The organism is Paenibacillus sp. JGP012, from assembly GCF_014203995.1.
GTDB classification, from domain to species: Bacteria; Bacillota; Bacilli; order Paenibacillales; family Paenibacillaceae; genus Paenibacillus; species Paenibacillus silvae.
Genome location: NZ_JACHKG010000005.1, coordinates 134,407 through 147,001 on the forward strand (window position 1 = coordinate 134,407; position 12,595 = coordinate 147,001).

The 12,595-nt window shown below is 50.0% G+C and carries 11 protein-coding genes; 1 reads left to right on the forward strand and 10 read right to left on the reverse strand.

What is annotated here, in order from left to right:
• The first annotated feature begins 20 nt into the window (after positions 1-20).
• Entirely contained in the window at positions 21-1,163 is a 1,143-nt protein-coding gene (locus tag HNR77_RS08845) for a substrate-binding domain-containing protein (RefSeq protein WP_184182659.1), read from the forward strand.
• A gap of 1,022 nt (positions 1,164-2,185) precedes the next feature.
• Here HNR77_RS08845 and HNR77_RS08850 read toward each other — a convergent pair.
• From HNR77_RS08850 to cntA, 10 genes are all read right to left on the reverse strand, one after another.
• Positions 2,186-2,527, reverse strand: a complete 342-nt coding sequence (locus HNR77_RS08850; RefSeq protein ID WP_184182662.1) for a DUF3024 domain-containing protein — start codon at positions 2,525-2,527, stop codon at positions 2,186-2,188.
• A gap of 253 nt (positions 2,528-2,780) precedes the next feature.
• Positions 2,781-3,050, reverse strand: coding sequence for a 30S ribosomal protein S14 (gene rpsN / locus HNR77_RS08855; RefSeq protein WP_184182664.1), 270 nt, complete (start codon positions 3,048-3,050; stop codon positions 2,781-2,783).
• Positions 3,051-3,168: 118 nt separating this feature from the next.
• The gene (locus HNR77_RS08860) at positions 3,169-4,365 is read right to left on the reverse strand and encodes a GTP-binding protein (protein WP_184182668.1); all 1,197 of its coding nucleotides are present in this window, start codon (positions 4,363-4,365) and stop codon (positions 3,169-3,171) included.
• A 352-nt stretch (positions 4,366-4,717) separates the two neighbouring features.
• Complete coding sequence (gene cntE, locus HNR77_RS08865; protein ID WP_260410429.1) at positions 4,718-5,947, reverse strand: staphylopine family metallophore export MFS transporter CntE; 1,230 nt, start codon at positions 5,945-5,947, stop codon at positions 4,718-4,720.
• Positions 5,948-6,005: 58 nt separating this feature from the next.
• Positions 6,006-7,187 (reverse strand): staphylopine family metallophore export MFS transporter CntE, encoded by a 1,182-nt coding sequence (gene cntE, locus HNR77_RS08870; protein WP_184182674.1) that lies wholly within the window; start codon positions 7,185-7,187, stop codon positions 6,006-6,008.
• Between the two features lie 137 nt (positions 7,188-7,324).
• The gene (locus HNR77_RS08875) at positions 7,325-8,092 is read right to left on the reverse strand and encodes an ABC transporter ATP-binding protein (protein ID WP_184182677.1); all 768 of its coding nucleotides are present in this window, start codon (positions 8,090-8,092) and stop codon (positions 7,325-7,327) included.
• Positions 8,093-8,902 carry a staphylopine uptake ABC transporter ATP-binding protein CntD gene (gene cntD, locus HNR77_RS08880; protein WP_184182680.1) on the reverse strand — a complete coding sequence of 270 codons (810 nt, stop codon included), beginning with the start codon at positions 8,900-8,902 and terminating at the stop codon, positions 8,093-8,095.
• Entirely contained in the window at positions 8,883-9,779 is an 897-nt protein-coding gene (gene cntC, locus HNR77_RS08885; protein WP_184182683.1) for a staphylopine uptake ABC transporter permease subunit CntC, read from the reverse strand. Before cntC ends, cntD begins: the two co-directional genes overlap by 20 nt.
• A gap of 4 nt (positions 9,780-9,783) precedes the next feature.
• Positions 9,784-10,716 (reverse strand): nickel/cobalt ABC transporter permease, encoded by a 933-nt coding sequence (opp1B, locus tag HNR77_RS08890; protein ID WP_184182686.1) that lies wholly within the window; start codon positions 10,714-10,716, stop codon positions 9,784-9,786.
• A 13-nt stretch (positions 10,717-10,729) separates the two neighbouring features.
• Positions 10,730-12,364: a staphylopine-dependent metal ABC transporter substrate-binding lipoprotein gene (gene cntA, locus HNR77_RS08895; protein ID WP_184182689.1), complete on the reverse strand. Its 1,635-nt coding sequence runs from the start codon at positions 12,362-12,364 to the stop codon at positions 10,730-10,732.
• Positions 12,365-12,595: the final 231 nt, after the last annotated feature.

Sequence of the window (12,595 nt, forward strand, 5' to 3'; positions counted from 1 at the left end):
TAAAGGGAGGTTCTTCACTCATGACGGAGGAGCAATCCTACACAACCGAAGAAATTGCCAAACTGCTTAAAATATCGAAACTAACCGTCTATGACTTGATCAAAAAGGGAGACCTTGTCGCCTATCGGGTAGGCAAACAAATGCGCATTGACGCCACAGATCTGGAAGAATATAAACGCCGCTCCAAGCAGCTTCAGTCCCCGGCGCAGCAGTCAACAGGCGTGAGCGGCTCGGGCGTGAATCAGCAGGCTATTGGACCAATTGGGACAGAGCAGCATTATGATTTGACGAATCGCACACAGGAGCAGCATACCATCTCGAATATACTCGCGGGGCAGGGGGAGGGACAGTATGCAGCTCATACAACTGAGGCAGCAGTGTCGTCTGCTTCGCAGATGGCTCTTTCTTTGTACGCCAACTCTCCAGCTGGTTTCGGACAGAACAATACCCGTGCAGCACGTCATCTGGTCATTACGGGTCAGGATGTCAGCCTGGACATTCTGATGCGTCACATCGAAAAACAGTCAATGGGCATTCGTCCTTTGCGCTCCTTTATGGGGAGTCTGGACGGTCTGATCTCAATGTACCGCGGGGAGTCCGATCTGGTCAGCACACATTTGCTGGATGGAGACACCGGAGAATACAATCTGCCATATATCCGCAAAATTTTAACAGGCTGGTCCTACGTCGTTGTAAATCTGCTGTCCCGTCCTGCGGGTCTGTACGTCCCGCGTGGTAATCCTCGTCAGTTAAATGACTGGACCGATTTGAATCGGTCAGGGCTACGCCTTGCCAATCGTGAAAAGGGCTCGGGAGCCCGGGTACTGCTGGATGAGCAGCTGCGGCTGAACGGGATATCAGCTGCGGGGCTGCTCGGGTATGATGTGGAGGAAACAAGCCATATGGGCGTGGCAGCCAAAGTCAGCTCCGGCGAAGCCGATGTTGGCGTAGGCATTGAAAAGGCCGCCCGTCTTGTGGGACAGGTTGATTTTATCCCGCTCGTTCAAGAGCGGTACGACCTGGTTATGCTGCGAAAACAGGGCAACGAGGCCTGGATCGAGTCGGTGCTGCGCATCCTGCAATCTCCGGAGTTCCAGCAGGAGCTGAAGGCATTTGAAGGATACGATGTATCCCGCACGGGTGAGATTTTATACGAGGCATAGCTGCAGAGGGCCTGTTGGGGGAGAAGAGACGGACCGAGTAGTTAGTCCGCAGTCCGCTCCCTCGCAGTATCTCACTACTGAGGCCAAGTTAATCCGTTCCCTCTCGCTACCTCATTCCTGTCTCCAAGTTACCCCACACTCTCTCACCACCTCACTCCAGTCTCCAAGTTACTCCACTCTCTCTCACCACCTCACTCCAGTCTCCAAGTTACTCACTCTCTCGCCTCCTCACTCCTGACGCTAACGAATCGTAGAAGGCTTATTTCACCCATTCTTACGTCTAGAAAAACCTAACGATTCCTACAAACCTTATTCGGCTCAATTTCAACGTTTTCCCTACCAAAACCACTATTTTCACCAAAATAACGCTTCTACGAATCGTTAGAATTTCAAACCTGCTAAATCCGGGCAAATAGCGTTCCTAGGAATCGTTAAAAATTGACTTCCTGCTTGATCGTACTTTGGTGAGTTTATTTTGACTCAATATGATGTGTGCACCTCAGTCCCCCCTACCGCCAAGTTACTTCACTCCCTCGTACCACTTCACTGCTGACGCCAAGTTACCCCCCTCTCTCACACCACTTCACTCCTAAAGCCAAGTTACCCCTCTCTCTCCACCTCACTCCTGACGCCAAGCCACTCCATTTTCTCGCAGCACCTCATTCCATCTCACCCCTCAGTTACCTTAATGTCACTTTAATCACTTCATCGCACTCTACCGCCAACTGCGCATCGCATCCCTAACTTCTCCCGACAACAACCAAAAGAGGACCACATCGTAATCCACGATTGCAGTCCTCTTAACCAATTTAGCTGGCAAATGGCATGAACAGGACTGACCATCTTATCCTGCTGACCTATTCCCGATGCCCCAGCCCCACACATATGCCCTATATCCTTACACTTATACATACCCTAGGATGTACCCAACTCCTTACATATACACATCCCCTTACTCATATCCCATTCACATACACTTATCCATTACATCATATTCTTACGTTCATTACTATCTCACTGCTTCAATCACGCTCACGCCAGAATACCCCGGACTCGTCCCTTTCCACCTGCTCCAGCGCATCTTCAAAATCAGAGCACGGCACAATGACCTCCACTGGATTCCAGCTGGAATAATCATCACTAGCGAACACCTGCCACTGATCTCCTTCCCAGTAAAAACGGGCTATCGGCATGCGATCCCACTGATAACGCTGTACGCCTGGACGTTCTTCGGTAAGAATCAGCTCATTGCCCTTCATCTCGTAGGTTAACTTCACCATGGTACGCAGCTGTGCCGGTACTTTCTCGTGAACATATCCATTCATCAAAGATTCAATTCGCCGCAGTGTAAACACATCCAGCATGGAATAACTGCCCCCCTTATCGAAAAATAAGAACTTATCACCAAGCTGGAACCAGCAAAAGCGTTACAATCAACAATTCCACCATTCCTTGATTGCCTACTGCTTTTCACTTTCCTGAAAACTTCGCTTATAGCGCCTCCCCAATTCAAAGACTAAAACCAGAGGCAAACATTTCATAACAATATCATTTTCATTTCACTACCATTCCACAATCACTATCACTTTCACTCATAAACACACCATTCCGTAAGGCTTACCAGCTGGATTTAGTCACACCTGGGATCTGGCCTTGATGAGCCAGCTCACGGAATTTGATCCGGGATACTTTGAATTTGCGCAGATATCCACGCGGGCGGCCTGTCACTTCACAACGATTTTTCAGTCTCGTTGGTGAAGCGTTACGAGGCAGCTTCTGCAAAGCCTCATAATCTCCCTTTTCCTTGAGTTCCCTGCGCAGCTCCGCATACTTTGCCACAACGGCCTGACGCTGCTTCTCACGTACAACCTTTGATTTTTTAGCCAAATTCTCCAGCTCCTTTATCGTTTGAATAATGTAATATTTTCATAAAATGTACACCTGACGCTCCATGTGTTCTAAGCCAATTCACTGTTCACGTATAGCCCAGCCAACTCAGCCTTCATTAAATGGCTTCTGCAGGCCATGGCAGCGGGTTCTCGAAATGTCCCCAATCTGCCAGCATCTCTTCATCGCTGAGCAGACATTGGTCCAGTTCATCCTCGATGATGGAGCGCTCCATATCTATGCCGATCATCACCAGCTCCGTTTGGCGATCGCCCCACTGGGCATCCCATTTGGCAAGCACATCCGGCTCGGTCCGCAAAATTTCTGCTTGATCTTCTTCCGGCAGGGCCGCTACCCAATGCCCCGCAGGTCCGAATTGAATGGAGGGCCCCGCCTGGCTCAAGCTGGCAGCCACATCCCCTTCAGCAGCAAGCCACACCAGCCCTTTGGCACGCACGACCTCTTCCGGCCAATAACTCATGAACTCAGCCAGACGGGATGGATGGAATGGCTTCCGACGGCGATACACAAATGATCCAATACCGTATTCCTCGGTCTCTGGTGTATGAGTTTCCTTTTCCAACTCCTGTATCCAACCGGCCGACATGCTCACCTTCTCAAAATCAAATCGCCCCGTGTTCAAAATCTCCATCGGATTCACCTGTCCGTTCACCGTGCGAATGATCTTGGCACTCGGCTGCAGCTTGCGGATTATGCCTTCCAGCTTCTGCAATTCCGCCTCTTCCACCAGATCACATTTGTTCAGCAGCAAAACATCACAGGTTTCGATCTGGTCAATAAGCAGGTCAACGACATCACGGGTATCTTCCTCCCCAGTCGCCTGATTGCGATCCAGCAAGCTCTGTCCCGAAGCATAATCATGCCAGAACCGATTGGCATCAACAACAGTAACGAGACAATCCAGCTTCGCCAGACGAGTCAGATCAATGCCTGTTTCTTCATCGGCGTATGTAAACGTCTGTGCCACCGGAACAGGTTCACTGATGCCTGTCGATTCAATCAGAATGTAGTCGTATTTGCCCTCGTTCACCAGCTTTTCAATCTCCTGCATCAGATCATCGCGCAACGTGCAGCAGATACAGCCGTTGGACATCTCCACCAGCTTCTCTTCTGTGCGCGAGAGCGTTGCCTCACCTTTGACCATCGCCGCATCAATGTTGACCTCGCTCATGTCGTTTACGATTACAGCGACCTTCAAGCCTTGCCGATTGTGCAGCACATGGTTTAGAACTGTTGTTTTACCTGATCCCAGGTAACCGCTAAGAACGGTCACCGGTATTTGCTTTTGTGTCATGAAAATCGACTCCTTATAGTTGCAGTTCATCTTCATAGATGACTTTAATAGTAATTATTACGATTAACAACAATGAATATAATCCTGTTTGACACCATTGTCAAATCTTTTTTCGTTCCTGCCATAAAAAACAATATAAAAAAGGCTTACGATTTCTGCCTGCATATGCGCATACCCCATGCGCTTTAGCAAAGCTTCATCATAAGCCTGTTCTAAAAATTGCTATAAATATGCTTATTCAAAATTCATACTCTTACTCATACTCATACTTTTAATCCTATTTCATGCTCGTATTCCTATTCGTGTTCGTTCCACTTCTCCAGTCACATGGTCTGCTCCTGCCCAGCCCTATCTAAACTGAGGCTGCACCCGCCCTGCCCTCCATCCTCTGTTTGCTAAGCACCACTACGATTAAAGCTATTACAGAGAGCAGCGTACAGATAGTAAACATGACTGAATACGAGCTGATCTGCACCACAACACCCATCGCCAGCCCGCCGAGCGAAAAGCCCAGATCATAAGAGGACATGAAAATACCCATAAGCACATATCTGGAATCCGCAGGCAGTACAAAGGACAGATACGTCGTTAGGGTCGGATACAGCAAGGCCAGCGCAAAACCGCTAAACACCGCAGCCACATAAACCACTGGCCCAATGCTATCCATCAGGCTAAGCAGCAGCGTTCCCAGCGCAGAACTAAGCATCAGACCTGCCATAAGCCATGTATTCCAGCTGCCGTCCGACGGAATTTTTTTACGCAAAAGAAAACGGCACAGAATCACAACGAGGCCCTGGATCGTCAGAAAAAATCCGGCACTCGCTGCACCTGTCGATACCATATAGAGCGGAAGAAAGGTGGCTGTTGCGCCAAATACACAGGAGGCAAACAGCATCACCACACTGCTGACAAGCAGCGGTGTACTGCGCCAGATGCCGCTGAAGGAACGCAGCATGTCTCCCAGCGTATACGTTTTGTTCTGCACGGTGCTCTGCGGCAAATCCACCTTGTACCCGAGCAGCAAGGGGAGCACAGCAAGTCCGATCATCAGCAGTGTAAACGCCAGCTCGCTGGCATTTTGCCAGATCTGTACGGCCAGAATCGGAATGACCAGCGAAGGCACCATCGTAAACAGCGTGTACATCGACAGCCCCTGCGCCCGGTCCTTGTCTTCCAGTCTCTCCACAATACCGGCCTGCATCGTCATCGAAAAAAATGCTGTTGCTACGCCTTGCAGCGCCCGCAGCCACAGATACGTGTCCACGCCAGACACGATAAACAGCAGCAGCGTTCCGGCATGCAATATCAGCAGCCACCGCATCACGCGCAACGGCCCATGCTTGCCCAGCAACTGTGCCGCAAACGGCCGAAGCAGCATACAGGTGAACATGTAACTGCCCATCATCAGACCGATCTCGGCCTGATTTAACCCGGCGGCCTCACTTCGCAAGGGCAGAATAATGGTCAAAGCCGCGTTCGCAGCAAAAAATAAAAAAGCCAGTATATAAAATCCGATAAACGAAACGGATACCGGATTTAATTTGCTACTGGATGTTGTCGTTACAGAAGTTGAAGCTTTCAAAATTTCATACCTGCTTTCTCTATCACATGCCTGCACTCGAGCGATCAACTCAAGGAACTCACTGTAGGGTTGTTCGCCGTTCATAGGCAAAAAATATCATCACCGCTCCTAGAATAGCACAGATCATATACATAAATGAATAGGAAGAGATATCTGCAATCGGTCCCATGATGACACCGCCCAGAGAGATGCCCAAATCCGCTGTGGCAATAAATAGACCCATCAATACATTTCGATTCAGCTTAGGCAGAACAAAGGACAGATACGTCGTCAGCGTCGGGTACAGTATTGCTTGAGCAATGCCCATCAGCACAGCACCAGCATAGAAAAAAATCATGCCTCCCGTCACCGAAAAGCTTACACACTGCGAGGCAATCGCAAGCAGGAGCATCGTGCCCATCATAAACGGCGAGTGCCATCGTCCATCCGAAGGAATACGTTTGCGAAGTGCAATCCGCGCCAGCACCACTGTGCCTGCCTGCAGCATCAGATACACACCGGCATGGCCCCCCTGAATCTGACCCGCATACAGCGGGATAAAGGTGGTGACCGCACCAAATACAACGGAAGCACTCAGCATCAGCAGACTGGAGCGGAACAGCAGCGGATTTCTCACCAGTTGGGCGAAGGATTGCCACATGCCCGCATTCTGTGCAGATGTATCTGCCGGATGTGACTGCTCTTTATTTTTTTCCATCTTGGCCGTGTAGCCAAATATACCCGTACAGACCGCAATCCCAATCAGTACCACTGTAAAATAGTCCATGCCTCCGGTCTGCCACAGAGCTAAAGCCAGCACCGGGCCCACAATGCCCGGAATATAACTGAACAGCGAATAATACGAGATGCCCTGCGAGCGGTCTTTCTCCGGCAGTGCATCAATGATGCCAATCTGCAGTGCCATGGAAAAAAAGGCCGTCGATACCCCCTGCATCATACGGGCAATCAGATAACCTCCAAGCCCCGTAAACGTATATAAAACCAAGGCCAACCCGTTAATAATCAGAATGATCCTAAGAATTTTAATCGGCCCATGCTTTTGAATCATTTTGCCCGCCCACGGTCTGAAAAACATCGTGGTGAACATATATGCCCCCATAATGACTCCTATGGTCGTGCTGTTTGCACCAAGAAATGCCCCCTGCAGCGGAATAATCACATTCAGAATGGCATTGGCACTGAAGTACAGAAGCACCAGAATGTACAAACGCAAAAAAGGCCACGACATCGCGCCACTCACAAGACTACTCCTCCTCCACACAAAACCGTTCATTCCCGCATCCAGGATTATATAAACTGAACTAAAGACATAAAGCAGTCCAATCCGAATGACAGAATAACCTTGTAAAATTATCGTTCAACTTCGATCATTGACAGCTATAACGAGATTAGATGCTTTAACAATTTGCGGGCATAGTCGGACTGCACATGCTTCAGCTGTTCAACTGCAATCGTCTCCTCCACCCGGCCATCTCTGAAAAAAACTAACCTGTCGCAGATGTAGGCTGCCGCCTGAATATCATGCGTAATAAAAACGTAGCTCATCGTGTACAGACTTTTCAACGATTTCAGCAATTGCAGCACCTGAATCTGAACCGACACATCCAGCGAGCTGACCGCTTCATCCAGCACAATGCACCTCGGCTCGGTCGAGATCGCTCTTGCAATGCAGACTCGCTGTGCCTCTCCGCCTGACAGCTCATGAGGATACTTGAGTTTGTACGAAGTGTCCAGTCCAACCTGAGCAAGCAGCATATCCACTTTCGCTGCTGCCGCCTTCTGCGGGCGTTGTACAGATTCGTGAGTCTTTTGCTGCGCCTTCATCGGCTCCATAATGGCATCCTGCACCGTGAGAAATGGATTCATCGAAGACGTATAGTTTTGAAAAACGGCACTGATCTGCCCCACCCGAACCCGGCGGTTCATCACGTCCTGGCCCTCGAATCGAACGGTTCCCCGATCCGGCCTTTCGAGCCCGAGCATAAGACGTCCCAGGGTCGATTTGCCGCTGCCGCTCTCCCCGATAATGCCGAGGCATTCACCTGGACGGCATTCCAGGGTCACCTTTTTCAACACCTGCTGTCGCTGCTTCGAGAACATGCCGCCCTGCGTGTATGATTTTTCAACCTGTTCTACCGTAAGCATCTACGATCCCTCCTGCATGATGGCTTTGAAATGATTGCTTAGCTCCTGCCTGGTGGATACAAGGTAACGCGTGTACGCATGTTCTGGCTCCTGCAAAACAGACTGTATGCTGCCCTGCTCCACAATGCTTCCGTCCTTCATCACCATCACATCATCCGCAATCTTCCGAACTACACCAAGATCATGCGAGATAAAAATCATGGAACAGCCCATGCGCTCCCGCAGCTGAATCAACTGCTCCAGTACCTCATATTGAGAGATGGTGTCCAGCGCTGTTGTTGGTTCATCCGCAATAATCAGCTCCGGCTCCAGCACAAGGGCCAGGGCAATCATCATCCGCTGCAGCATGCCGCCAGACAGCTGATGCGGGTATTTGTTCAGAATGTCCATCGGGTTCTTGAGCATGACCCGCTCCATGGCTTGATACATCTTGCGCTCCAGCTCACGGGTGTTCCAGTTATAGTGTGTCTGTAAGGTCTCCCGGATGTGGACTCCAAGCACACAAGAGGGATCAAATGCACTCATGCCCTGCTGCATAATCATACACAGATGCCTGCCTCTTCGGCGCCGCATCTCCTGTTCCGGGAGCAGCTGGAGGTCTTCGCCCTGAAACAGCATCGTTCCCGACTGACGCATATTGGGTTTGTTCAGCCGCATCAATGCCCGGCAGGTGACTGACTTGCCGCTGCCACTCTCCCCGACGATGGCCAGGCAGCTTCCCTGTCGGACTTCAAATGAGCTGTCATGGATAATCGTACGATCTGTCTGCGTGTCCCACACCTTGAGATGTTTAACCTCGACTATATTCATAGACAGCCTTTCTCACCTCTCTTTCATGAGACGGGTCCGGCTTTCCTTGTGAAGTCATTAATTTCGGATCAAGTGCCACCTGAAGGGCATCCGACCAGAAATTAAAAGCGGACACAACAACAATAATGGCGAGTCCCGGAGCCAGCATCAATTCAGGTCTGGAGAACATGACTTCTCTGGCTTCATTCAGCATCATGCCCCATTCGGCATGGGGAGCCTGAATGCCCAGCCCCAGAAAGGAAAGTCCCGATACCTGCAGCATCATCGAGCACATTGCACTGCTGGAGATCACCGCAATATCGGCAAACGTCACCGGAATGAGATGTCGCGTAATGATCCGCATATGGGATATGCCTGAAGCTTTGGCAAATTTCACGTACTCCATCTCCGAGAACTGCATCACCGATGTACGTATGACACGAGCAAACCATGCCCATTTCATACAAACAAACGCAATCAGGATATTTTCCAGTCCTGCCCCCAGAATCCCGACAACCGCAAGGGTCATGACGTAGCCGGGAAACGACAGCATGATGTCACAGATTCGCATCAGCCATGCATCTACCTTGCCCTTGAAATAACCTGCGGCAAACCCGGCTACTGCACCCGCCAGCACCGAGATGCCCAGCGCAGCCAGCACCCACAGCACACTTGGACGAATGCCATAGATCAGCCTGGATAACACACATCGGCCCAGATGGTCATTGCCTAACAGGTACGACCAGGACGGCGAGGCGTAGCGAAGCTTCATATTGACCGCACCGGGATCATGGGGAGCGACAAGAGGGGCAAACACACCTAGGGCAATCGTCAATACAATAATGGTCAATGAGGTTACAGCCAGCTTGTCACGGCTCAGATTTTTGAATAGTCGCATCGCATCAGAATTCCTTTCTCAAACGAGGATTCAGCGCAGCATTGATCATATCGGAGAACATATTGAACAGCACAAACGTTACCGCCAAAATAAGCACATACGCCTGAATGATCGGGAAATCCCGGCTCAGAATCGACCTTACACTTAGCCGGCCAAGGCCCGGCCATGCAAATACATTTTCAATGACCACCGTGCTGCCCAGTATAATCGGGATCGCCATACCAAAGATCGACACGGCCACCTGCAAGGAATTGCGCAAAATATGCAGCATGACCTTCCGCTCACTCAGACCGCTTGCACGGGCATAGAACACATAATCTTCATTCATATTGCTCAGCATGGCACTGCGAACCGAGCGGAAATAAATGCCCGTATAACTCACCGTAATCACCAGCACAGGCAGAATATAGCTGCGATAAGAATCCATACCGCTGGTTGGCAGCAGGTCCAGCTTCACGGAAAAATACCAGATGAGCATCGCTGCAAGCCAGTAGGAAGGCATCGCTGTCAGGAAAAAGGAAACCCCTCGGACGGATCGATCCAGCAGTTTGCCTTCTTTTAATGCACTGAGCACACCAAGCAATACAGAGAACAGGATGATGAAAACAGATGATACCAGGGTCAGCTTTAACGTATTCAGCAATGCCGGTCCGATCAAAGACCACACCGATTCGCCAGATACATACGAATGTCCAAAATCAAACTGCACGACGGCCTTCATCCAGTCCAGATATCGAACGAGGAAAGGCTGGTTGAAACCCAGCGCTTCGTTCGTTTGGGCAATAAGCTCATCGGTAATCTGCGGTACATCCTGCGCCTGCAGCACCACCACAGCCGGGTCAAGAGGTGACAGACTGATCAGCAGAAAGGTAATCAAGGATATGATGATCAGCATAGGGATGGTTAACAGCAGTCGTCTCGCAATGTAACTTCCCATGGCCCTCTCCTCTCTACTCTAATTTCATCTTTTCAAAAGGTAATTCATACTGCGTCTGCTTAAAGGTAATACCCTGCAGATTTTTCGGAGCAACAACAGTCACACGTCCATGGGTAAGCGGAATAAAGACCGCTTCATCATGCACAATCTTCAGAATATCGGCATACAACGCCTTTCTGGATTGCTCGTCCGTAGAACTCATCACCTCGTCGATTTTTCGGTACAGCTCATCTGCTTCCGCGATACCACTGGTGGTATGCTTGTACGAGGAGTCTGATGTAAATGCGGCAATAGTGCTCTGTGGATCGTAGGCCAATCCCCAGGTCTGATTAAACAACAGATCATATTCCCCGGTGGATCTGCGATTGGCAATAGAAGAAGACTCTTCCCCTACCAGGTCGAGCTGCATGCCGATTTCCTTCATTTCATACTGGATCAACTCGGCCTGCGTTTTTTGCGAGGAGGAGTTGCTGTCATAATACAACTTCATCGCGAGTGGTTGACCGTTCTTCTCCCGCACGGTCTTGCCCTCAGCCAGCTTCCAGCCTGCCTGCTCCAGCAGCTGTTTGGCAGCTTCCGGGTCATACGCTCTGATCTTCAGGCCCACATCGGCATAGTTCACGTTGGATGAGAAAAGAGTGTCTGCCACAGTCTGCGTGCCATTAAAAATATCCTTGCTGATCGTTTCGCGATCAATGCCAGTCCATAACGCCTCTCGCACAGCCTTATCATGCACCGGGCTATCCAGCTTGCTGCTGTTCGCTACGATCATGGCTGTGTTCATTGCATCACTTCGCACTACCTGATACTCGCCGGACGCAGCAAGCTGGTCCATTGCCGCTACATCAATGCTGTCCGCTCCGCGGTCATCGGTAAATACAACGTTGATCTCACCCTTTTGCAGTGCCAGGTATGTCGTTTCTCCAGCCGGAAGCACTTTGGCCGTAATTTTCTGAATCGCAGGTGCACCGCCCCAATACTCCGCATTCGCTTCAAACGTAGCGTTCTCCTCCACCTTATGTCCGGTCAGCTTGTATGGTCCGGTTCCATGGAAACCGCTCACTCCATCCTTGGTTCCTCCATTTTTGAAATCCTTGGGTGAGATGAACACATACGGTCTGGTCATGGACAATTCCACCAGCGTTGGATAATACGTTTCGGATAGCATCAGCTGCAGCGTATATTCATCCACAACTTTAACATCCTTGATTTTGGTGGAAAGCTTGATCCAGGAATGCTTCTCGGCATTAGCCTGAACGGCTTCTATATTTTGTTTGACCGCCTCGGCGTTAAATGGCTCGCCATCATGGAATTTTACATTTTTTCGCAGATGAAAAGTATATGTTTTTCCATCCTCTGAAATATCCCATGACTCCGCCAGCAGCGGCTTGATGCCATCCTTGGTGTTCTCCACCAGTGACTCATAAACCATTCCTTGTGCAGGCATCGAGCCTGGATACAGATGTGGATTCATATCATTGATATCTTTGGCAGAAGCGTAAATAATTTCATTGTTCTTCTGGCTGACTGCTGCCGTCGCTGGCGCCTTCTCCTCTCTGGTAGTCTGGGCATTTTGAGTGCAGCCCGAGATGATCGCAATGACAGCGACTAGTGACACGAGGCGTTTGAAAGCATTTCTTTTTGTCATAACCTTTCCCCCTGTTGAGCAAGTTACATTCAAAATTTACACCATACCACTTCGTGGCCAGAACAACCTTCCGATCGCCGTTATCCCCAGATTTCAGGAGTCCATTTCCAAGGGGGAAATCCGGGGATAAATGCGAGCACTTCGTTTCTTCAGGTTTTATCTGCCCTCTCCGTTTCGGTGTAAAACCAGGGCGTGTCTGAAAACTCTGCAGGAAGCAGATTTTGCTGAATT